25 protein-coding genes, 2 tRNA genes and 1 riboswitch are annotated in these 21,322 nt (G+C 68.1%); of the genes, 15 read left to right on the top strand and 12 right to left on the bottom strand.

The window, feature by feature from the left end; genetic code table 11:
• Positions 1-17 precede the first annotated feature (17 nt).
• Entirely contained in the window at positions 18-581 is a 564-nt protein-coding gene (locus tag E3N86_RS13200; RefSeq protein ID WP_134374228.1) for a TIGR03086 family metal-binding protein, read from the bottom strand.
• 197 nt (positions 582-778) lie between these two features.
• Between E3N86_RS13200 and E3N86_RS13195 the strand changes: the two genes are divergently transcribed.
• Entirely contained in the window at positions 779-1,999 is a 1,221-nt protein-coding gene (locus E3N86_RS13195) for a DNA polymerase IV (protein ID WP_134343104.1), read from the top strand.
• A gap of 54 nt (positions 2,000-2,053) precedes the next feature.
• Positions 2,054-2,386, top strand: a complete 333-nt coding sequence (locus tag E3N86_RS13190) for a hypothetical protein (RefSeq protein ID WP_134343105.1) — start codon at positions 2,054-2,056, stop codon at positions 2,384-2,386.
• Between the two features lie 440 nt (positions 2,387-2,826).
• Here the strand turns inward: E3N86_RS13190 and nhaA are convergent, their stop codons facing one another.
• Positions 2,827-4,200 (bottom strand): Na+/H+ antiporter NhaA, encoded by a 1,374-nt coding sequence (gene nhaA, locus E3N86_RS13185; RefSeq protein WP_104103249.1) that lies wholly within the window; start codon positions 4,198-4,200, stop codon positions 2,827-2,829.
• A 360-nt stretch (positions 4,201-4,560) separates the two neighbouring features.
• Positions 4,561-4,670: riboswitch (TPP riboswitch) on the top strand.
• A 37-nt stretch (positions 4,671-4,707) separates the two neighbouring features.
• On the opposite strand from nhaA, the gene E3N86_RS13180 reads away from it, so the two are divergent.
• Genes E3N86_RS13180 through E3N86_RS13160 form a run of 5 tightly spaced genes read left to right on the top strand, consistent with a single transcriptional unit; the run spans position 4,708 to position 8,551 of the window.
• Positions 4,708-5,340 (top strand): ECF transporter S component, encoded by a 633-nt coding sequence (locus E3N86_RS13180; RefSeq protein WP_104103251.1) that lies wholly within the window; start codon positions 4,708-4,710, stop codon positions 5,338-5,340.
• A 10-nt stretch (positions 5,341-5,350) separates the two neighbouring features.
• Positions 5,351-6,874, top strand: a complete 1,524-nt coding sequence (locus E3N86_RS13175; RefSeq protein WP_134420119.1) for an ABC transporter ATP-binding protein — start codon at positions 5,351-5,353, stop codon at positions 6,872-6,874.
• Entirely contained in the window at positions 6,871-7,653 is a 783-nt protein-coding gene (locus E3N86_RS13170; RefSeq protein WP_134343107.1) for an energy-coupling factor transporter transmembrane protein EcfT, read from the top strand. Before E3N86_RS13175 ends, E3N86_RS13170 begins: the two co-directional genes overlap by 4 nt.
• Complete coding sequence (locus tag E3N86_RS13165; RefSeq protein WP_241973344.1) at positions 7,640-8,263, top strand: ATP-binding protein; 624 nt, start codon at positions 7,640-7,642, stop codon at positions 8,261-8,263. Before E3N86_RS13170 ends, E3N86_RS13165 begins: the two co-directional genes overlap by 14 nt.
• Positions 8,264-8,290: 27 nt before the next feature.
• Complete coding sequence (locus E3N86_RS13160) at positions 8,291-8,551, top strand: hypothetical protein (protein WP_104103259.1); 261 nt, start codon at positions 8,291-8,293, stop codon at positions 8,549-8,551.
• Positions 8,552-8,595: 44 nt separating this feature from the next.
• On the opposite strand, the gene E3N86_RS13155 is transcribed toward E3N86_RS13160, so the two are convergent.
• The 5 genes from E3N86_RS13155 to orn all read right to left on the bottom strand — a co-directional run bounded on the left by E3N86_RS13155 (position 8,596) and on the right by orn (position 12,098).
• Positions 8,596-9,897, bottom strand: coding sequence for a D-alanyl-D-alanine carboxypeptidase family protein (locus E3N86_RS13155; protein ID WP_134374222.1), 1,302 nt, complete (start codon positions 9,895-9,897; stop codon positions 8,596-8,598).
• Positions 9,898-9,920: 23 nt separating this feature from the next.
• Positions 9,921-10,271, bottom strand: a complete 351-nt coding sequence (locus E3N86_RS13150) for a metallopeptidase family protein (RefSeq protein WP_134374220.1) — start codon at positions 10,269-10,271, stop codon at positions 9,921-9,923.
• Between the two features lie 42 nt (positions 10,272-10,313).
• Positions 10,314-11,198: an ABC transporter substrate-binding protein gene (locus E3N86_RS13145; protein WP_134374218.1), complete on the bottom strand. Its 885-nt coding sequence runs from the start codon at positions 11,196-11,198 to the stop codon at positions 10,314-10,316.
• Positions 11,199-11,359: 161 nt separating this feature from the next.
• A tRNA-His gene (locus E3N86_RS13140) sits at positions 11,360-11,435 on the bottom strand.
• Between the two features lie 42 nt (positions 11,436-11,477).
• Entirely contained in the window at positions 11,478-12,098 is a 621-nt protein-coding gene (orn, locus tag E3N86_RS13135; RefSeq protein WP_104103271.1) for an oligoribonuclease, read from the bottom strand.
• A gap of 91 nt (positions 12,099-12,189) precedes the next feature.
• On the opposite strand from orn, the gene E3N86_RS13130 reads away from it, so the two are divergent.
• The 3 genes from E3N86_RS13130 to nadE all read left to right on the top strand — a co-directional run bounded on the left by E3N86_RS13130 (position 12,190) and on the right by nadE (position 13,441).
• Positions 12,190-12,450, top strand: coding sequence for a thioredoxin (locus E3N86_RS13130; protein WP_134374216.1), 261 nt, complete (start codon positions 12,190-12,192; stop codon positions 12,448-12,450).
• A gap of 41 nt (positions 12,451-12,491) precedes the next feature.
• Positions 12,492-12,564: transfer RNA gene (locus tag E3N86_RS13125), tRNA-Arg, on the top strand.
• A 55-nt stretch (positions 12,565-12,619) separates the two neighbouring features.
• Complete coding sequence (gene nadE, locus E3N86_RS13120) at positions 12,620-13,441, top strand: ammonia-dependent NAD(+) synthetase (RefSeq protein ID WP_134374214.1); 822 nt, start codon at positions 12,620-12,622, stop codon at positions 13,439-13,441.
• Positions 13,442-13,502: 61 nt separating this feature from the next.
• Here the strand turns inward: nadE and E3N86_RS13115 are convergent, their stop codons facing one another.
• From E3N86_RS13115 to E3N86_RS13100, 4 genes are all read right to left on the bottom strand, one after another.
• Entirely contained in the window at positions 13,503-14,201 is a 699-nt protein-coding gene (locus E3N86_RS13115) for a hypothetical protein (RefSeq protein WP_104103279.1), read from the bottom strand.
• A gap of 73 nt (positions 14,202-14,274) precedes the next feature.
• The gene (locus E3N86_RS13110) at positions 14,275-14,514 is read right to left on the bottom strand and encodes a DNA mismatch repair protein (RefSeq protein ID WP_104103281.1); all 240 of its coding nucleotides are present in this window, start codon (positions 14,512-14,514) and stop codon (positions 14,275-14,277) included.
• Positions 14,515-14,590: 76 nt separating this feature from the next.
• A complete protein-coding gene (locus E3N86_RS13105) occupies positions 14,591-15,547 on the bottom strand; it encodes a DMT family transporter (protein ID WP_134343111.1) in 957 nt (318 codons plus the stop codon).
• A gap of 5 nt (positions 15,548-15,552) precedes the next feature.
• A complete protein-coding gene (locus E3N86_RS13100) occupies positions 15,553-16,560 on the bottom strand; it encodes an aldo/keto reductase (RefSeq protein WP_134343112.1) in 1,008 nt (335 codons plus the stop codon).
• Between the two features lie 17 nt (positions 16,561-16,577).
• On the opposite strand from E3N86_RS13100, the gene msrA reads away from it, so the two are divergent.
• The 5 genes from msrA (at position 16,578) to E3N86_RS13075 (ending at position 20,868) form a co-directional block, all read left to right on the top strand.
• A complete protein-coding gene (gene msrA / locus E3N86_RS13095) occupies positions 16,578-17,099 on the top strand; it encodes a peptide-methionine (S)-S-oxide reductase MsrA (protein WP_134343113.1) in 522 nt (173 codons plus the stop codon).
• Between the two features lie 432 nt (positions 17,100-17,531).
• A complete protein-coding gene (locus E3N86_RS13090; protein ID WP_104103293.1) occupies positions 17,532-18,014 on the top strand; it encodes a single-stranded DNA-binding protein in 483 nt (160 codons plus the stop codon).
• Between the two features lie 123 nt (positions 18,015-18,137).
• Positions 18,138-18,677: a hypothetical protein gene (locus E3N86_RS13085; RefSeq protein ID WP_241986115.1), complete on the top strand. Its 540-nt coding sequence runs from the start codon at positions 18,138-18,140 to the stop codon at positions 18,675-18,677.
• A 5-nt stretch (positions 18,678-18,682) separates the two neighbouring features.
• Positions 18,683-20,365, top strand: coding sequence for an energy-dependent translational throttle protein EttA (gene ettA, locus E3N86_RS13080; protein WP_134374212.1), 1,683 nt, complete (start codon positions 18,683-18,685; stop codon positions 20,363-20,365).
• Between the two features lie 8 nt (positions 20,366-20,373).
• Complete coding sequence (locus E3N86_RS13075; protein ID WP_104103299.1) at positions 20,374-20,868, top strand: thioesterase family protein; 495 nt, start codon at positions 20,374-20,376, stop codon at positions 20,866-20,868.
• Positions 20,869-20,890: 22 nt separating this feature from the next.
• On the opposite strand, the gene E3N86_RS13070 is transcribed toward E3N86_RS13075, so the two are convergent.
• Positions 20,891-21,310 carry a ubiquinol-cytochrome c reductase iron-sulfur subunit gene (locus E3N86_RS13070; protein ID WP_134374210.1) on the bottom strand — a complete coding sequence of 140 codons (420 nt, stop codon included), beginning with the start codon at positions 21,308-21,310 and terminating at the stop codon, positions 20,891-20,893.
• Positions 21,311-21,322 lie beyond the last annotated feature (12 nt).

Below are 21,322 nucleotides of genomic sequence, written 5' to 3'. Positions count from 1 at the left end.
CAGGTGCAGCCCGCGGGCTACGGCCGGCGCGGATCCCGGCCGGTCAGGGCGAGCAGCCGCGTCTGCAGCGGCGCGTTCTCGTCGGATGGTATCGGGGAGGCGAAGAGGCCGCTGGCCTCGAGGGTGTCCCGCTGGGGCTCGAAAACCGTCCAGACCGCCTCGATCAGGGCCGGGTCGAGGGACTCTTCGGCGGCCGTTGCCCGCGCCAAGTCCCAGGAATGGATCGTGACGTCGGAGACCTGCTCGCGCAGGTAGTCGGATGCCGCCACCGTGTCATACGACAGGGTCACCGGTGCGTCGGCCGGGGTCGTTGCCCAGGCTGCGGCCGCCAGCGCCGAATAGATGGCCCATTCCTTCGCGAGGTCCGGGCCCAGCGGGGTGAGTGAGCGCCGGGCGTCGAGCACCGAAAGGCCGCGCAGCAGCGCGGGGACCCACTGCTGTTCCAGCACCACGTGGCGCACCAACTCGGTCACGGTCCACTCGGTGTCCGGTGTGGCGGCGGCCCAGTCGGTGATCATGTCGACGCGGGCCCCGAACTCCTCGGCGGCCTTTTTCTGCAGCGCAAGCCAGTCATGCGTCATGGGACTCCCTCGGTAGAACGGGTGGAACGGATGCCCCTGCAACGCTACAACCGGCATCAGTCACCGTGCATTCCGTCACCGTGCATTCCGCCCCGGCGCTGTTTACGTTCTCCCGTCGCGGAATCGGTCGCGGCCTGTCGCCGGTCCGGGCTAGGGTCTCTCCATGAGCAGGCAGGACGCATGAGCAGGCAGGACGCATGAGCAGGCAGGACGGCAGCGATCGCACGGTCTCGACAGGCGCGGTCGACGACAGCACCGCGACCCTGCTCCACATCGACCTGGACGCGTTCTTCGCGTCAGTCGAACTTCTCGATCACCCCGAACTGGTGCACCGCCCGGTGATCGTGGGGCACCGGTCCGGGCGCTCGGTGGTCACGGCGGCGAACTACGTGGCCCGGCGCTACGGCGTCAATTCGGCCATGCCCATGGCGCTCGCCCTGCGGCGCTGCCCGGAGGCGGTGGTGCTCGAACCGCACATGGGGCGGTACAAGGAATACTCCGACCGGGTGATGCGCATCTTCGAAGAGTTCACGCCGCTGGTCGAGCAGCTGGGCATCGACGAGGCCTTCCTCGACGTGGCGGGTGCCCGGCGCCTGCACGGCACCCCGGCCGAGATCGGCGCGAAGATCCGGGCCCGGGTCAAGGCCGAAACCGGGCTCACCTGCTCGGTCGGCGCGGCGAGCACGAAGTTCGTCGCCAAGATGGCGTCGGGCCGGGCGAAACCCGACGGCCTGCTCGTGATCCCCGCCGACGAGACCCTCGCATTCCTGCATCCGTTGCCCGTCGGCACCCTGTGGGGGGTCGGCGCCACGACCGAGCAGGCGCTTCTCGGGCAGGGCCTGCGTCAGATCGGTGACCTCGCCCGCACCCCGCTCGCGGTGCTGCAGAAGTGCGTGGGCGACGCGTCGGGCCGCAAGCTGCACGAGCTTGCCTGGGGGAGGGACCCTCGGGTGGTCACGGTGGAGCACGAGGAGAAAAGTGTCGGCCACGAGGTCACCTTCGAATACGACGTGACGGATGTCGCCCGGCTCCGTAGCGAACTGCTGCGGCAGTCCGTTGCGGTGGCTGCCCGGCTGCGCCGCGCAGGCCTCGTCGGCCGCTGCGTGGTGCTCAAGGTGCGCTACACCGACTTCAGCACCGTCACCCGCTCCCGCACCCTGTCGGAACCGACCAGCGTCGGACGCCGGATCTACGAGGAGGTGGCTGCCAGCTTCGAGGCTCTGGCGGCCTCCGGCATCCGGGTGCGCCTCATCGGCGTGCGCGTTGAGCAGCTCAGCGGTGGCGACGGCACTGGCACCGGTCTCTGGGACCCCGACGACGACTGGCGGGGAGCCGAACGGGCCGTGGACTCGGTCACCGCAAGGTTCGGGCGCGGCACGGTGCGCCCGGCGTCGCTGCTGGATCCGGACACACCCTGATCAGGCCCACTCTGATCAGGCAACCGCAAACCAGACAGGGGGTAGCCTGAATCCATGACTAGCCTTCCAGAGAAGCTCGCAGATATCTCTCGTACCGCCGGCGTCAGGTCGGCCTACGGTGATCCGGTCCAGGTGGACGGCGTCACCCTGATTCCCGTTGCTCTCGTCTACTACGGCTTCGGCGGTGGCGAGGGTGACTCCGCCGCCACCGGCAGCGGGTCCGGCGGCGGGGGCGGCGGGGCATCCCTGCCGATCGGCGCCTACGTCAAATCGGGCACGACGGTGCGCTTCGAGCCCAACGTCATCTCGTTGCTCGCGGTCGGCATCCCGTTCCTCTGGGTGGCCGGCAAGGCGATCTCCCGCGTCGTCCGCGCCCTCAAACGCTAGCAGCGAAGGCTCCCAGCCGCCCGGTCGCCCCGCCACTCCGACTGAGGATGTCGGGCTGCTGACTGCGCTCCGGCGCTAGCAGTGCCCGCCGGCCAGCTCGATGAGTGAGTCTCCATGGCCGAGGTTGAGGGGGGTTCGCGGATCGCGGGCTCCGTTGCGCTTGTTCCCGATTCCGACGCGCGTTTTCCCGCGGACAGCGACGCGGTGGATGAACGTAGGCTCTAACCGCCGCGTCTTTCGAGTCCGCGGACCTGCGGCACATCCGTCCCGAACGAATTCGACGGAGATTGTGCCCTGAACAGCGCATTTGGGCTCAAAAACGGGTGTTGATCGATGAATCTCCGTCGAATTGGTTCGGTGCCGGGCACGGCGTTCCGCCCGTGACGACCAGCAGACACTCCGGCTGAGGGAGTTGGGCGGCTGGGTGCGCTCCGGCCCTGTCAGTGCCCGCCGAACCGCTCGTCGCGAGCCGGATCGGCCCCGAACACGTCTGGGACGCCGTCGTTGTCGGCGTCGAGCGCCTCTTTGGCGGCGATGCGCCCGTAGTGCCGGTTGCGGCTCCGCAGCACCACGGTCGCGAGTAGTGCCGCCAGCAGCGAACCGGTCAGGATAGCCACCTTGGCGTGTTCGTCGTGCGGACTACCCTGCCCGAAAGCCAGCTCGCTGATCAGCAGCGACACCGTGAAGCCGACACCGGCGAGCATGGCGACGCCGATCACATCCACCCAGGCCAGGTCCGGGTCAAGGGCGCCCCGGGTGGTCTTGGTGACCAGCCAGGTGGCGAGCATGATGCCAACCGGCTTGCCCACCACCAGGGCTACGACGATTCCGATCGCGACCGGGTCGGTGAGGGCCGTTGTCAGGCCTGACACGCCGCCGATCGTGACCCCGGCGGAGAAGAACGCGAACACCGGCACGGCGAAACCGGCCGAGAGCGGGCGGATGCGGTGCTCGAGGTTCTGCGCCAGGCCCGGGCCGGCGTCGGGTCCGCCGCCACGTCGGCTGCGCAGCACGGGCACGGCGAAGCCGAGCAGCACTCCGGCCACCGTGGCGTGGATGCCGGAGCCGTGCACGAGAACCCAGGTGGCGAGGCCGAGCGGCAGCAGAACGGCGCCCGCGGCCCACCTGGTGGTGCCGAACAGATAGGAGTGCGTATGCGCCAGAAAGGCGAAGAGGCTCAGCGGCACGATGGCGAGCAGCAGCAGAACAGGCTGGAGGTCGCCGGAATAGAAGAAGGCGATGATGGCGATGGCGAGCAGGTCGTCGACCACGGCCAGGGTCAGCAGGAAGATGCGCAGAGCGCTGGGCAGTTTGGAGCCGATCACGGCGAGCACGGCCACGGCGAAAGCGATGTCGGTGGCGGTGGGGATGGCCCAGCCTCGTAACATTTCCGGCCCCGAGCTGAACACGATGGCGGTGAAGATCACAGCCGGAACGATGACGCCGCCGACGGCCGCGGCGACCGGGACGACCGCGCGGCTGAAGGTGCGCAGATCGCCGGCGACGAACTCACGCTTGAGTTCGAGCCCGGCAATGAAGAAGAAGATCGCCAGGAGTCCGTCGGCGGCCCACGCGCCGAGGCTCAGATTGAGGTGCCACGGCTCGTAGCCGATCTGAAAGTCCCGCACCGCATAGTAGAAATCGGAGGCCCCGGTGTTGGCCAGGGTCAGCGCGAGAACCGTCGCCACCAGCAGGAGAGCGCCGCCCACGGTCTCTTTGCGCAGGATCGTCGAGACGTGCAGGTACTCGGGATAGCTGCTGCGGCGAAAGACGTTAAGTTTCGGGGTGGGAGGAAGAGGTGATGGTTTCGGCATGGACGAGCCTCAGTCAATCAGGATTTTGTGGCACACGGACATTGCTGTCGACCAGACTTCCCGACACACCACGTCGAGCGTACCGCGTTCGGGCGGTCAACGCCGCCCGCGCCAGCTACACCGCCAGCGTCCCAGCCGCTGGCGGGAGCCCGGCCCTTCCCGCCAGCTGCGGGGGATGTGCCAGGGTCCGCGCACGGGTAGCCCGCGTCGCATCCGTCGTCGCCGCAAAATGAAGTGGCGCAGCAACAGAAGCAACAGCCCGGCGAGGATCAGGGGAACGGTGAACGTCATTCGCGCCCGACAGTGATGCGGGGGCGAGGCGAGGACTCCATCCCGCGAGTCTAGGCCGAGGTCTATACTTGAATCGAACACGGGAGTCCGGTCAACCGGGCTGAGAGGAAGCTTCTGAAGCTTCGACCGTCGAACCTGATCTGGATCATGCCAGCGCAGGGAGGCAAATTTTCTCGTTCCCGTGCCCTGGAACCATCTACGGAAAGGGCACGACCAGTGCACGCTACAACAACTCTTCTCACCTCCACCACGTCCCGCCAGCCGCGTAACTTCCGGTGGCGGGTCGTCGACATCGTCATCGCCAGTGTCATCGGCGTGGCCAGCGGGCTCATCTTCGTCGTCTGGAACCAGGCGTACAACCCGCTCAGCGGCCTGCTCACCCCGCTGCTGCCGGGCCTGCAGGCTCTCCTGGGCGGCGGATGGCTGTTCGCCGGCGTGCTCGGCGGCCTCATCATCCGCAAACCCGGCGCCGCGCTCTACACCGAGCTGCTGGCGGCGGTCGTGTCGACTCTGGTCGGCGGCACCGCCTGGGGAGCCACCATCCTGGTCTCCGGCCTGGTGCAGGGTCTCGGCGCGGAGCTGGTCTTCGCGCTGTTCTTCTACGCCAACTACCGCCTCGTCGTGGCCCTGCTCGCCGGCGCGGGTGCCGGCCTTGCCCTCGCCGTCAACGACCTGTTGCTCTGGTACCCCGGATCGGCCGTTCCCTTCATCACCATCTACACCGCCTCCTCGATCGTCTCCGGCATTGTCGTGGCCGGACTGCTGTCCTGGCTGGCCATGCGTGGCCTCGCCCGCACCGGGGCACTGTCGCGGTTCGCCGCCGGGCGATCGAACCGCACCCAGGTCTAGGGGGACGGCGATGACACCGGCAGCAGCGGCATCCGTCTCGGGAGCGTCCGTCGTGGCCCGCGGCTGGGGATGGCGGCATGCCGGGCGGCGGGGCTGGGCCGTCAACGGCCTCGACCTGAGAATCGAGCCGGGCGAGCGCGTGCTGCTGCTCGGCGCCTCCGGGGCCGGCAAATCCACTCTGCTGCACGCCCTCGCCGGGGTTCTCGGCGGCGACGAGGAGGGCGAGCAGCGCGGTCAGCTGCTTGTAAACGGCGCCGAGCCGACCGCAGCGCGCGGCCAGGCCGGGCTGCTGCTGCAGGACCCTGACTCCCAGGTGATCCTGGCGCGGGTGGGCGACGACGTCGCCTTCGGCTGCGAGAACCTGGGGGTGCCCCGCGAAGAGATCTGGCGCCGGGTGAGCGACGCCCTGGACATGGTCGGCCTGAACCTGCCGCTCAGCCATCCGACGTCGTCGCTGTCGGGTGGACAGAAGCAGCGCCTCGCCCTCGCTGGGGTGCTGGCGATGCGGCCGGGGCTGCTGCTGCTCGACGAACCCACAGCGAATCTCGACCCTGGAGGCGTGCTGGATGTGCGCGATTCCGTTGCCCGCGTGCTCGAGAACTCCGCGGCGACGTTCATCGTGATCGAACATCGGGTCGCCGTCTGGCAGAACCTTGTGAACCGGGTGATCGTGCTCGACGCGGCCGGGGGAGTGCTGGCCGACGGCCATCCCGACGACGTGCTGACCAGGCAGGGGGAACGGCTCGCGGCCGCGGGTGTCTGGGTGCCCGGGCGGGGCAACGGCCTGACTGCATCGCGGCGCGAGACCAGCTCGGCGTCGGCGCCCGGCTCGGTCCCTCTGCTCCGCACGCCCGGCCTCGCGGTCGCGCGCACGCGCGCCGACGTGCTCGCCCGGGACATCGACCTCACGGTGCACGCCGGCACCGCTCTGGCAGTCACCGGACCGAACGGCGCCGGCAAATCGACCCTGATGCTCACCCTCGCCGGCCTGCTAAAACCGGCCGGGGGAGCGGTTCTCGCGAGCCCGGAGTTCGCCGGCGGGGCCGACGAGGAACCGATCCGCTGGAAGTCCCGCCAGCTGCTCACCCGCATCGGCACTGTGTTCCAGAGCCCGGAGCACCAGTTCGTGGCCGCCACCGTGCGGGCCGAACTCGCCGTAGGGCCGCGCGCCCTCAAACGGCCGGAGGCGAACATCAATGCCCGGGTCGACGAGGTGCTGCAGCGCCTGCGCCTGGATCACCTGGCCGAGGCGAACCCGTTCACCCTCTCCGGCGGAGAGAAACGTCGGCTGTCGGTGGGCACCGTGCTGGCCACCCAGCCACGACTGCTCATGCTCGACGAGCCCACCTTCGGCCAGGACCTGCGCACCTGGCGGGAGATCGTGGCCCTGCTCGACGAACTCCTGCGGGAGGGCACCGCGGTGGTCGCCGTCTCGCACGACACCGACTTCGTGGTCGCCCTGGCTGACCGGGAGTACCATCTGGCCGGGCGGGCCGGCCGCAGCGTCACGCCGCGGGCGGCGGTGTCCCGGTGAGCGTGCTGACGCCTGCCCGGGGAACCCAGGCCATCTTCCGGATCAACCCGGTCGCGAAGCTGGCCGCCGCGCTGCTGCTGGCGGGCGTGCTCATCCTCACCATCGACTGGGTCTCCGCAGTCGTCGCCCTCGCCTGCGAGTTCGTGCTCTTCTTCTGGGCCGGGCTGTCCCTGAAGGCCTTCGCGGTGCGCACCCTGCCGGTCTGGATCGCCGCACCCACCGCCGGCGTCACCACCCTGCTCTACGGGCAGGCGGCCGGGGCGGTCTATTGGTCTTTCGGGCTGGTGAACGTGACCGAGGGATCACTCGAGCTGGCCATCGCCACGACCCTGCGCATCCTCGCCATCGGACTGCCGTCGGTCGTGCTCTTCGTGACCGTCGACCCCACCGACCTGGCCGACGGCCTCGGCCAAGTCGTGAAACTGCCGGCCCGCTTCGTGCTTGGCGGTCTGGCCGGGCTGCGCCTGGTCGGCCTGTTCCTCGAGGACTGGCGCGCCCTCGAATTGGCCCGGCGGGCCCGCGGCATCGCGGACCGCGGCGTCCTGCGCCGGCTGCTCAGCCAGGCCTTCGCCCTGCTGGTGCTGTCGATCCGGCGCGGCAGCAAACTCGCGACGGCGATGGAGGCCCGCGGGTTCGGCGCCTCGGTGCGGCGCACCTGGGCCCGCCCCTCCAGCTTCCGGGGGCGCGAGGTGGCCCTGGTCGGCATCGGTCTGGCCGTGGCCCTGCTCTCGGTGAGCGTCTCCGTGGCGACGGGAAGCTGGAACTTTGTCCTCACCTGATCTGCCCACGGCCGCCCTCGAACCGGCCGCCCCCGATCCGGTCGGTGACCGACGGATGCTGCTGGCCCCCGTGCTCCGCGACCTTGCCGCCGCCGGGGTGGCGCCCGTCGTTCTCATCGACGGGCCGAGCGGCGCCGGCAAGAGCACCCTCGCCGACGCGCTTGTCGTCGCCTGGCCGGGACCGCTCCGGCCCACCCTGGTGCGGCTGGATGACATCTACCCCGGCTGGCAGGGGCTGGACGCCGCCGTCACGCACCTGCGCGAACAGGTGCTCGCCCCGAGAAGACTGGGCCGGCCCGCCGCCTGGCGGCGCTATGACTGGGAGCGGCGCGAGTTGGCAGAATGGCACCCGGTCGACCCGGCCCGCCCGCTGATCGTGGAGGGCTGCGGAACCCTGGCGGCCGCCCACGCGCCACTCAGCGACATCCGGGTCTGGCTGGCCGCCGACGACCGCATCCGCAAGCAGCGGGCCCTCGCCCGGGACGGCGAACTGTTCCGGTCGCACTGGGACCAGTGGGAAGCGGGCTGGGACGCTTACCGAGAGCGGGAGGCGCCCGAGCGGCAGGCGACGATCCGGCTGGCCGGGACCCCGGACATCCGTCGCCCGTAAGTCGGTGCCCGGGACTAGGTTGGAGGCATGGCTGATCAAGGTGCTGAAAATGTCGTTTACACCGCGGAATTCATTGACGGTCCCCTCGCGGGCCAGGTCGACACCCGGGTGCTGATCCAGGGCAAACATGACGCCCGGGTCAGCATGATGGCCGCCGTCGAGGGGGTCGAAACGCTGTTCTGGTACGACGAGGAGGACGTGCGCGATGTGCAGGGCCGCGTGCACGTGCGCTACCGGTTCGACGCGGGCGAGAGCGACCCGTTCCTGCCGACCGGCGAGCGCGAGTAGCCGCAGACCAGTAGCCGGCGGGCGGTCGCGGCAGCCTTTCGCCGCTAGCGGTCCGCGGCGATCAGCGCCGAGATCATCGGCACGGGGTGCAGGAGCCGCCAACCGAGGCCCGGCGCGCTGATCGTGCGGTCGAGCACCAGCGTCGACGTCACCTCGGTGCCCCCGGTCTCCACCGTGACCCGGCCGACGGTCTTGCCCGCCCGGCCGGTCGACACCGTCTCCAGGATCACCTCCGCGTCGCCCGGCGCCTGGGCCTGCCAGCCGTACGTCGTCGTGGCCGTGCGCACGGTTCCGGAGGCCTCGGCCCCCCACGGTGTGCTGAACTCCACGTAGGCGTCACCCTGGGCGAGGGTTGGCAGCTCGCGTACCCCGGCGCGGGCGCTCTCCATCAGGGCGGTGACGTCACTGGTCAGGGTGTCGTAATCGGGTTCGCCGAGCAGGGCACCGGCAAAGGTGTAGGTCGAGTCCGGGCCCTGCACCTGACCGGTGAAGAGAAAACAGACGCCCGCCCCGTCCGTGTAGCTGCGGGTGATGCCGGTGACGCCCTCCTCGGCCAGGAACGCCGTGGTGTTGTCCACGCCGCGCTGGCCCACCAGGGCGGAGGCCGGCTGGGAGAGGATGGCACCGATCACCGGGTCGGCGGCGGCCAGGCCGGCCAGCCGGGCAAGGTCGGTGGCCGTTCCGACGCTTTCGTCGTTGAGCCCGGTGGCGTCGGCGACACGAGTGCCGTCGAGGCCCTGCTTGCCCAGCCAGGCGTTGGCGGCGGCGCTGTAGGCGTCGAGGGAGCCGAAGGCCCAACGCGCCAGCGTGTCGGCGTGATTGTTGCTGGAGCCGAGGATCATCGCCTGGAGCAGCTCGGTCTCGGTCCACAGTTCGCCCGGGAAGACCACGACGGTGCGGGCACCGGAATTGCCGTAGTCGATGTAGTCCTGGTAATCCGCGGCCGTGATCGGGATCTGAGGCCCCGTCTCACCAAGGGTCAGCGGTTTCGCGTCGAGCACGACCAGGGCGGTCACGATCTTCGTCGCCGCGGCCATCGGCAGCGGTTCGGCCGTGCCGGCCACGGCGAGAGGCAGGGTGGTGGCGAGAGCGTCGGCGTCCAGCGCCGTCGTCTCCGGGAAGGCCGGATCGGGTGTGACCGTGGCCAGGCCGATGACGGCGCTGCCGCCGGTGGCCGGCAGCGCGGGCGGGAACGGAACCGACTCGCCGGCCGCCGGCGTGACCAGCGTGGCGGTGGCCTCAGGCAACGGCCCCAGTAGGGTGGCCGGCCCGTAGACGCCGACGGACAGGATGACGAGGGCGCCGACCGTGGCGCCGATGACGCGGGCAGGCCGGGATCTACTCATGACGCAAGGCTAACGGTGGTTGGTCATCCCCAGCCGAGGTCGTGCAGCCTGTCGTCGTCGATGCCGTAGAAATGGGCGATCTCATGCACCAGAGTGATGTGCACCTGGTCGCGCAACTCCCCGAGATCCGCGCAGAGCTCCAGCAGCGGCTCCCGGTAGAGCACGATCCGGTCCGGCATCTCACCGAAGCCGTACTGCCCGCGCTCGGTCAGGGCAACCCCGTCATAGAGCCCGAGGGTGTCCATCGTGCCGTCTTCGGGTCGGTCCTCGACCACGAAGATCACGTTGTCCAGGCCGTCGACCATGTCGTCGGGCAGGAGGTCGAGCTCGTCGACGACGAGACGCTCGAACTCCTCGTGAGTCAGCTGCGGCATCCGTTCAGCATCTCACATTCGTTCAGCCTCTCAGGGAGCCGGTCAGCCGTTGATCGTGATGGTGCTCAGGCCGCCGTCGGTGACGCCCCAGGTCTTGAGGATCTCGCCGTAGGAGCCGTCGTCGACCATGGACTGCAGGGCAGCCTGCACGGCCGCTGCCATCCCGGAGTCCTTCGCCACGGCCATGCCGTACGGTGCCTCGTCGAAGGAGGTGCCGGCCTTCTGCAGCTTGCCCGCGGTCTGCTGGATCGCGTAGAGGGTGACCGGGGAGTCTGCGCTGAAGGCGTCGGCCTGGCCGAGCACAGTGGCGTTCGTGGCCAGGTCCTGGGTGTCGAACTTGAGCTTGTCGATCGGGGGCTTTCCGGCGGCGACGCATGCGGCGCTCTTGGCCGGGATTTCGTCGGTGTCCTCGTAGGTGGTGGACTGCACGGCGATCTTCAGGCCGCAGGCGTCGTCGGGGTCGACGGTGGTGCCGGTGGCGGAGGCCCACTGGATGCCGGCCGTGTAGTAGTTGACGAAGTCGACCTGCTCCTGGCGCTTCAGGTTGACGGTGAAGGACGAGTTTCCCAGGTCCATCTCGCCGCCGATGATGCTCGGGATTATGGTGTCGAAATTCGCGACCTTGTAGTCGGCGGTCAGACCCAACTTCGCGGCAACCGCGGCGCCGAGTTCGACTCCCCAGCCGATCGGGTTGCCGGAATCGTCCTTGAACTCGTTGGGGGAGTAATTCGGGCTCGTGCCGATCACGAGCGTGTCGGAGGCGCGGACCTTCTCCGGGAGCAGCGCCGAGGCGGCGGCATCTTCGGTCACGGTCTTGGCGGGCGCGGTGGCGTCGGCTCCGGGAACCGGCACAGTGTTGTCGACGCAGCCGGTGAGCAGGGAGGCGGCCACCGCAGCGACGGCGGGGAGGGCGAAACGAGCACGCATGGAGAGATCCCTTTCAGCTGTCCCGGACGCCGTTGGATCGGCGGGGAGGCCGAGGCGAGGACACCATTTCGGTGAGGCGTTTCGATGCCGGAAATGCGAACGCGCGGCCGGATCCGAGGGCCCGGTCGCGCGTTCGATGGACTGTTTCTGCGTGTTTCAATTGGGGTGAGTAACGGGGCTTGAACCCGCGGCCTTCCGGACCACAACCGGATGCTCTACCAGCTGAGCTATACCCACCATGCGCTGCTTTCTCATAGAGAAGGCAACTTGACAAGTGTATTACATGTTCGCAGCGAAAATGTTCACGGCTTCGGCCGCGCTGTTCTTCGCCTGTTGGCTGGACGGCCCGGGGTCGGCCACGAACACGGTTTGGCGGTAGTACGCCAGTTCGCGGATGGATTCGAGGATGTCAGCCAGGGCGCGGTGTCCGCCGTCTTTCGCGGGGGCGTTGAAGTACACCCGAGGGTACCAGCGGCGTGCGAGTTCCTTGATCGAGGACACGTCGACGTTGCGGTAGTGCAGCTGGGCGTCGAGGCGAGGCATGAATTTCATCAGGAAGGCCCGGTCGGTGCCGATGGAATTTCCCGCCAGCGGAGCCCTCTGCTCGGCCGGGATGAACTGCAGTACGTATTCCAGCACCAGGGTCTCGGCCTCGGCGGCGCTGATTCCGTTCGGGATCTCGTTGATCAGCCCGCTGGTCTCGTGCATGTTGCGCACGAAGTCGTTCATGTTCTCCAGCGACGCCTGATTCGGCTTGATGATGAGGTCGAGTCCCGGGTCGATGATGTTCAGGTCGTAATCGGTGATCACTACAGCGATCTCCACCAACTCGTCGGAATCAATGTCCAAACCGGTCATCTCGCAGTCAATCCACACCAACCGGTCACTACTTTTTTTCATGTGCCGAGTCTAACGGCGGACGCCGACCGGCCCTGTTGCGCTGATCCCGGCAGCGGTGCGACTGAGACGTTCGCTCCGTAGACTACCTCGCATGGAATTGACGTACTTCTCCTCCGCCTTCTGTGAGCCCTGCATGCAGACCCGGGCAGTCCTGGCCGAGGTCGAACGCCTCGTGCCCCAGGCGACCGTGCGTGAGCTCGACGTGGTGCGGGACGTCGCGGAAGCCGAGGCCGACGGCATCCGGATCACCCCCACGGTGATCATCCGGGACGCGGCCGGGATCGAGGCCTTCCGGGCCACGGGTGTGCCGACACTCGCCCAGGTGCTCGTGGCGGCCGCGAAGGCCGTTTGAGCGCCGGCGGGCCGGGTCTGCGGTATTGTTGATCGTTCTTCGCCCCCGTAGCTCAGTGGATAGAGCAGCGGCCTTCTAATCCGCTTGTCGTAGGTTCGATTCCTACCGGGGGCACCGCACAACACCCGTGAATCCTGTTGCTCTACCCTCGGTTTGGTAGATTCGGGAAATGCGAGAACTACAGGCGCGAATCATCGCGGAGCTGAACGTGTCCCCCCATATCGATGCATCCTCCGAGGTTCGCCGCAGAGTGCAGTTCCTCGCGGACTACCTGCTCCGAACGGGGGCACAGGGCCTCGTGCTCGGCATCAGCGGGGGTCAGGATTCCAGCCTGGCCGGCCGTCTGTGCCAGCTGGCCGTGGAGCAGCTCGCCGAGGCGGGACATTCGGCCATCTTCCAGGCCGTGCGCCTGCCGTACCGGGTGCAGCGGGACGAGGAGGACGCGCAGCTCGCCCTGGAATTCATTCGTCCTGCGTCGACCGTCACCTTCGACATCAAGCGCGCCGTCGACGGCATCGAAGCGGAATTCGCCGATGCGACGGGCCGCCCGCTGCCGGACTTCGACAAGGGAAACGTCAAGGCCCGGGTGCGCATGGTCGCCCAGTATGCCCTCGCCGGCTCGGCCGGCCTGCTGGTCGTGGGCACCGACCACGCCGCCGAGGCGGTCACGGGATTCTTCACCAAGTACGGCGACGGCGGCACGGACATCCTGCCGCTGACCGGACTGACCAAGCGTCAGGGGCGAGCGCTTCTGGTCGAGCTGGGGGCGCCGGACCGGTTATACCTCAAGGCGCCGACTGCCGACCTTCTCGACGACAACCCCGGCCAGACCGACGAGGCCAACCTGGGGTTGCGGTACGAGCAGATCGACGACTTCCTGGAAGGGCTGCCCGTCGACGATCTCGTCGCCGAGACGATCGAGAACCGCTACCTCGGCACCGAGCACAAGCGCCAGGTCCCGGCATCGATGTTCGACGAGTGGTGGCGCTGACTCGTGAGAGCTGTGAGCCGCCGCCGCCTCGCTCGGGAGCGCGGCGGCGGCTCACGGACGTCTAGCTCTGGAGCGGGGTGGGGCGCACTTCCAGTGCCTGCACGTCGTCGAGGAGGCGCTGGGTCTCCGTCGACGCCGAGGCCGTTCCAGACGCATATTGTAGCGGGGCAGGCACGGGCGCGGCCGGCGCGGCGGTGAACTGGTCGTGGTGCTGCTGGGCGGTCCAGGCATCCTGCTCGGCGAGGAGGTTCTTCTCGGTGCTGTTCTTGGAGACCTTCCACCGGTCGAGGTCGCTCTGGAAGATCTTGCGGGTGCGGCCCGGCTTGTCCTGCCATTCGACCAGGCGGTCGCGGAACTCGAGCAGCGCGGGCTCGAGCTGGTACCCGAACGTGGCCGAGGTGCGCTTGAGCTCAGCGAGTTGATGCGCGGCCCAGTTCGCGGCGACGCCCGAACCCTTGATCGGCAGGAGGCGTAGCTGCACGTCGGCCTGGCCCACCGCGCGGTCCGCCATGACCTGCTCCTGCGGCGTGAGCGAGTTCCAGACGGATGCCTCGGTCGCGGCATCCACGAGGGTGCCGATCACGGCCGCCTTGAGAGCCCGGTCGTTCTGCGCCAAGAGGCGTTTGATCGCCCCGCGGGAGATCACCGCCGCCAGAAGGCTGGCGACGACGATCGAGACGATGAGCACCACGGCGCTGAAAACCATGGACTGATTGCTGGCTGCCGTGAGCCAGGATACGAAACTATTCCACCACTGCATGAGCGCACTTTACCGGCGTCTCGTCCCGATCTCCGGGAGCGGCGCGGCGTGCCCTGCGGAGAGGTGCGTGCAGTCAGCGGAAGCAGTCGGCCGCGTCGTCAATGCGCCAGAACGAACCGACGTTCATTGTGCGGGTGGCGGCGAGCAGGCGCCGCGCGGCGAAGTGGTCGCCGTCGACCTCGGTGCGCCGCTCGATGTGCCCGAGCACCATGCCGGACCGGTTCGAGACCCGCCAGAGGCCGTCTTTCACGGGAACAAACTGCAGACCGCGGATGACCGGCAGTCGGGGAAGTGGGGACGCTGGTGTGGACATGGAATTCTCCGAGATCGACCGTACGCGGGTGAGGGTCCCCTCAGGCTACGGAGAGCCACCGACAGTGGTTTCGGCGCTACCGCAGAGGTCCGTTCAGCAAAACCATGTCCTGGCTGGCCAGGTCGAGGTCCACAACCCGGTTCGGACGTGCGGTCTGGGCGACGACGATGCCCGCGAGCACAAGGACCACCCCCGCCATCTGCAGCCCGTCGAGGGACTCGCCGAGCCAGAGGAACGCGAACGCGAAGGCGAAGATCACCTCTGAGGCAGACACGATGCCGGCCGCCGTGGCAGTCAGTCGGCCGAGCGCCATGTACGAGAACAGATACGGGGCGAAGGAGCCGAACACGCCGTTCCACAGCGTCAGCAGCCACAGCGGGAGAGACACCGCCCCGAGGTTGCCGTTCAACGCGACATCCTGAACCAGGGTCTGCGGCTCGACCTGCCACCAGGCGCTGAACACGAGCCAGAACGCGCTGGCGAAAAGCATGGACCAGAACGACACGGCCAGTGGCGAGGTCGCGGCGACCTGCCGCTCCCCGACCAGGAAATACACTGCCAGGCAGATTGCGGCGAGGATTCCCGCCAGCACACCCAGTTCAGAGAGGGTGCTGGCCCAGATCTGGGCGACGACGGCCATGCCGATCAGAACGCAGCCGATGGCCAGCCAGATGCGGGATTTGACCCGCTCCTTGAAGACGAACCGGGCGACCAGGGCGACGATCAGCACCCCGGTGTACTCGAGCATGAGCGCGATGCCCACCGGCAGCAGACTGATCGCCACTGCGTAGAACCACTGGATCAGGGCGACCCCGGCCACCCCCAGGATGGCCATTACCGCGAGCTGGCGCAGGCTGATGCGGAACGCCCGCCGGTTGGTCACGAGCAACAGACCGCCGGCCAGGAGGGCGACGACCGTGACCCGGAAGAAGGTCAGCTGGGCCGGGGACAGGCCCGCATCCACGATCACCTTGGTGGTGCTGCCGTTGAGGCCGAAGAGCAGCGACGCGAGGAGAGCGTAGAGGTAGCCCACTTCGCTCAGCCCAGACCGGTGCCGTGCACGGCGTACGGTTCGATCTCGTCGATTTCGATCTGGGTGAGAGGCGGGGCATCCAAGGCCGCCACGGTCTGCTCGAGCTGGTTCAGGCTGCTCGCGCCGACCAGCACACTGGTCACCGACGGCTGGCGCAGGATCCAGGTGACCGCCAGCTGGGCCAGCGTCTGGCCGCGCGCGGCGGCAATCTCGTTCAGGGCGCGGGCACGGCCCTGGTAGGTGTCGGTGAGAACGTCCTCCGACAGGAAATCGCTCGTCGCGACCCGCGAGCCTGCCGGAACGGTGCCGTCCAGGTAGCGGTCGGTGAGAAGTCCCTGTGCGAGCGGCGAGAAGACGATGCTGCCCATGCCGAGCTCGTCGAGCACGGGGAAGAGCCCGTCTTCGATGTGGCGGTCGAACATCGAGTAACGCGGCTGGTGGATCAGGAGGGGGATCTTGTGCTCGGCCAGCGCCGCCGCCGCGGCCCGCGTCTGCTCGGGGGTGTAGCTGGAGATGCCGACATAGAGGGCCTTTCCCTGCTGCACCGCCGACGCCAGCGCGCCCATGGTCTCCTCGATGGGAGTCTCCGGGTCCGGCCGGTGGGAGTAGAAGATGTCGACGTAGTCGACGCCGAGCCGGCCCAGGCTCGCGTCGAGGGAGGAGAGCAGGTACTTGCGAGAACCGAAGTCGCCGTAGGGGCCCGGCCACATGTCGTAGCCGGCCTTGCTGGAAATGATCATCTCGTCGCGGTAGGCCCGGAAATCTTCGGCGCAGATGCGGCCGAAGTTGGTCTCGGCGGCTCCGGGAGGAGGACCGTAGTTGTTGGCCAGGTCGAAGTGGGTGACCCCCAGGTCGAAGGCACGGCGCAGGATGGCGCGTTGGGTCTCGATCGGGCGCTCGTGGCCGAAGTTGTGCCAGAGGCCGAGAGACAGCGCCGGCAGTTTGAGGCCGCTCCGTCCGACGCGTCGGTAGGTCATGTCGGCATAGCGGTTCGGAGCTGGCACGAAGGTCATGCCGTTACTCTAGGGGTGTGCAAACTTTTGTGGTCGCAGGTGGATGTTTCTGGTGTCTCGATGCCGTGTATCGGGTGTTGCGTGGCGTGAGCGAGGTGGTTTCCGGGTATACCGGGGGAGGGGCTCAACGGCCAACGTATGAGTCGGTGTGCACGGGCCGTACCGGCCACGCCGAGGCCATCGCCGTGACGTTCGACCCGGAGGTCATCCCGGCCAGCGTCATCCTCGACGTGTTCTTCTCGCTGCACGACCCGACCCAGCTGAACCGCCAGGGCGCCGACGTGGGCACCCAGTACCGGTCGGCGATGTTCTATGCCGACGACGCGCAGAAGCGGCTCTTCGAAACCGCTCGCACTCGCGCCGCCGAATGGTGGGGCGGCGGCGTCGTCACCACGATCGATCCGCTCGGCGAATACTTCGTAGCCGAGGACCACCACCAGGACTTCTTCGCCAAAAACCCAGGTCAGGGCTACTGCATGGCCGTCGCGCTGCCCAAGGTGAACAAGATCCGCAAGTCCTACGCCGAATACCTCCTCTAGCAGCGCGAGTTCGTGTACTCGTAGGCGGCGAGTATCGCCGAGCGCGGCGAAATGAACGGGTTTTCTAGCTGCCGTGCCAGCGCCGCCGAGACCGCCGTGCGGAAACCCGGAGCCAAACGAATTCGACGGAGATTTTGCCCAAAGCGGCACTAGAAACTGGGAAAGAGCGCTTTCACAGGAGAATCTCCGTCGAATTGGTTCGGCATCGACCGCGGCGCGCACCCGGACCCTCTCCGTCAGAAGCGAGCCCAGCCCTCCCCAGCTGCGGGGGGCGGTCATTCGGCACAGGTTCCGGATGCCGCGGCCGCGCGTCGTCCTGCCGCCGCACACTCGGAGTACGCGATCTGGGGCGGCGGAGACGGGCACGAGCCGTCGCTCCAGGTCGCGTGTTCCGGGCATTCGTCCGGGGCTCACAGGATGAGGGAGACCGTAATGAGCGACAGCATCACCGTGACCGGAATCGTGGCCACCACGCCCCGTCACCTCGTGACCAGTTCGGGGCTGGCCATCACGTCGTTTCGGCTGGCATCAAGCCAGCGTCGCTTCGACCGTGTGAAACAGACCTGGGTTGACGCCGAGACCAACTGGTACACGGTGTCCTCCTTCCGGCAGCTCGCCCACAACGTGGAGCGCTCGGTGCAGAAGGGTGAGCACGTAGTCGTGGCGGGGCGGTTGCGCATCCGGCCGTGGGAAAATGCCGACCGCAACGGTACCTCGGTCGAGGTCGAGGCAGAGACCGTCGGGCACGACCTGGCCTGGTGCAGCACCGTCTACACGCGCTCGCCGCCGCCCGGCGCAGCGTCGGCGCCACATCCGACCGAGCCCACGGACGGCTTCCTACCTGCCGATACTGACGACGCACCCCCGATGCGCGACGAGGCAGAGTCCGCGGCGCTAGTCGGGGTCGATTCCTGATGGCGGCAACTCGGCACAGTGTCCGGCACAGTCACCGGGACAGTGACCGGAATAGACTCTCGGGGACACGGGGCATCTGGCAGACTCAGAGGTCTGACCGCACCGCGGTCGCGGAAGGACCACGTGCCGGCACCATCAGATCGGGAAACCCGTAGTCGTCGAACCGGCATCCGTTCCCCACGCACCGGTAGCGCGTTGCTGCTCGGGCTGGCCGTCACGGTCAGCCTCGCGGCCTGCTCGGCGGCACCGGCCGCGACTTCCTCGAGCACGGCCACGGCGTCGGCGTCGGCGTCGGCTCGTCCGACCGCGAGCGCGGCGCCCATACCCGCGCCGCAGCTACAGCCGGAGAAGGATGCCGCGGCGAACCTGGCCTACTTCGACAGCGTCGCCACGGCGGTCGTCACCGCCGACGAGAATGCCGGCGGGCGGGCATTCGTGGACGCGCTGGGGGCCTCCGGCTTCGACCGGGCCCAAATGGAGGTTACCTTCGACGAGACCAACATCGACCTCCCAGCGGACTCTATCCAGTTCTCCGTTCGGTTCAACGGCGAATGCCTGATCGGGCAGAACGGACCGGCCACGGGCGGGTACCACAGCGCGGTCACGGCGATCCTCGCATCCGGAACGTGTCTGGTCGGGGCCACGCGGCAAATAGACTGGTAAGCACTATGGCTGAATTTATCTACACGATGGTCCGCGCTCGCAAGGCGGTCGGCGACAAACTGATCCTCGACGACGTCACCATGTCGTTCTTCCCCGGCGCCAAAATCGGTATCGTGGGGCCGAACGGCGCCGGAAAATCCACGATCCTGAAGATCATGGCCGGGCTGGACACCCCCAGCAACGGCGAGGCGAAGCTCTCGCCCGGCTACTCGGTCGGCATCCTGATGCAGGAGCCCGAACTCGACGAGGCCAAGACGGTCCTCGAGAATGTGCAGGAGGGCGTCGGCCCGATCAAGGCCAAGGTCGACCGGTTCAACGAGATCAGCCTCGCGCTCGGCGAACCCGACGCGGACTTCGACGCACTGCTGGCCGAAATGGGCACGCTGCAGGAGGCCATCGACGCCGCCGACGCCTGGGACCTCGATTCCCAGCTGGAGCAGGCCATGGACGCCCTCCGCACCCCGCCGGGCGATTACTCCGTCGCCGACCTCTCCGGCGGTGAGAAGCGCCGCGTGGCGCTGACCAAGCTGCTGCTGCAGAAGCCCGACCTGCTCCTCCTTGACGAGCCCACCAACCACCTCGACGCCGAAAGCGTGCTCTGGCTCGAGCAGCACCTGGCCCAGTACCCCGGCGCCGTTCTCGCCGTCACCCACGACCGGTACTTCCTCGACCACGTGGCCGAGTGGATCGCCGAAGTCGACCGCGGCCACCTGTACCCCTACGAGGGCAACTACTCGACCTACCTCGAGAAGAAGCAGGAACGGTTGCTCATCGCGGGCAAGAAGGACGCGAAGATGGCCAAGCGCCTCGCGGACGAGCTCGAATGGGTGCGCTCGAATGCGAAGGGCCGCCAGGCAAAGTCGAAGGCGCGTCTCGCCCGCTACGAAGAGATGGCGGCAGCGGCCGAGAGCACCCGCAAGCTTGACTTCGAAGAGATCCAGATTCCCGTCGGCCCGCGCCTCGGTGCCCAGGTCATCGACGCCAAGAAGGTCAAGAAGGGCTTCGGCGACCGGGTCCTCATCGAGGATCTCTCCTTCACCCTCCCGCGCAACGGCATCGTCGGCATCATCGGCCCCAACGGCGTGGGCAAGACCACGCTGTTCAAGACGATTGTCGGACTCGAGCCACTGGACCTGGGTGAACTGAAGATCGGCGAGACGGTCGACATCTCCTACGTCGACCAGAGCCGCGCGGGCATCGACCCGAACAAGTCGCTTTGGGAGGTCGTCTCCGACGGCCAGGACTATATCCAGGTCGGCAAGACCGAGATCCCGTCGCGGGCCTACGTGTCCACATTCGGCTTCAAGGGTCCCGACCAGCAGAAGAAGGCCGGCGTGCTCTCCGGTGGTGAGCGCAACCGCCTCAACCTGGCGCTCACCCTCAAGCAGGGCGGCAACCTGCTGCTGCTCGACGAGCCCACCAACGACCTGGACGTCGAAACCCTCGGCTCGCTCGAGAACGCGCTCCTTGAATTCCCCGGCTGCGCCGTGGTCATCACCCACGACCGGTGGTTCCTTGACCGAATCGCCACGCACATCCTCTCCTATGAGGGCACCGACGAAGACCCGGCGAACTGGTACTGGTTCGAGGGCAACTTCGAGTCGTACGAGCAGAACAAGATCGAACGCCTTGGCCCGGATGCCGCGAAACCGCACCGGTCCGCGTACCGCAAGCTGACCCGCGACTAGGACCCGCGGTGAAGCTGCGCGTGCCGGTGAAGTTGCGCTGGTCGGATCTGGACGCCTACGGCCACGTCAACAACGCCGAGTTGTTGCGTGTGCTCGAGGATGCGCGCATCCAGGCGTTCTGGCCGGATGAAGACGGCGACGGCCCCGGGGCGTTCGCCGGCACCGCCGTGCTGGACGGGCGCCCGGGCGCGGCGACGCTGACCCTGATCGCGCGGATGGAGGCCGAGTATCTGGCTCCGATTCCGTATCTGAGGCAGCCTCTGGACATCCGTCTCTGGCTCGGCAAGCTCGGCGGCGCCAGCCTCGAGGTCTGCTACGAGGTCTGGACTCCGATCGGCCTGGAGCCAGCGGTTCTCTTCGCGCAGGCGAGCACCACAATCGTGTTGGTGGATGCCGCGACCGAGCGGCCGCGCAAGATCAACGAGGTCGAGCGCGCCGCTTGGGCTCCATACGTAGACGAACCCATCCGATTCACCCGGCGCGCGTCCCTGCCGGCTGAGTAGGCCGGCCCGGACGCAGTCCGCCTCAGCCGGCGGTGACGGCGTCGCCGGTGACGGTGACCTTCACCGACGCCAGCGGTTCGGTCGCCGGTCCGGCGAGGGCCTCGCCGGTGGCACGGTCGAACTTCGAGCCGTGGCAGGGGCAGTCGAACTCGTCCTTTACCGCTTTGACCACGCAGCCCTGGTGGGTGCAGATCGCGCTGAACGCCACCACGGTGCCGGCCGCGGGCTGGCTGATCAGGATGGGCTTGCCATCGAGGGAGGCCTCGATCGAACCGCCCACGGGGATGTCGGCGAGCTTGGCTAACTCCACCGGGCCAATGTTGCCGGTGCCGGTGCCGGAGTCTGCGGCGCCGTCGGTGCTGCAGCCGACCAGCGCGACGGCGGTGCCAGCGGTGCCGAGCAGGAGCGCGGTGCGGCGGGAGATGTCGGTGGCGTTCGTCATGGTTCTCCTCGA

Origin of the sequence: Cryobacterium sp. Hz7, assembly GCF_004402815.1 — a bacterium.
Classification (GTDB): domain Bacteria; phylum Actinomycetota; class Actinomycetes; order Actinomycetales; family Microbacteriaceae; genus Cryobacterium; species Cryobacterium sandaracinum.
Note: the sequence above shows the minus strand (reverse complement) of the source record. Positions and strands in the feature narration are given on the sequence as shown.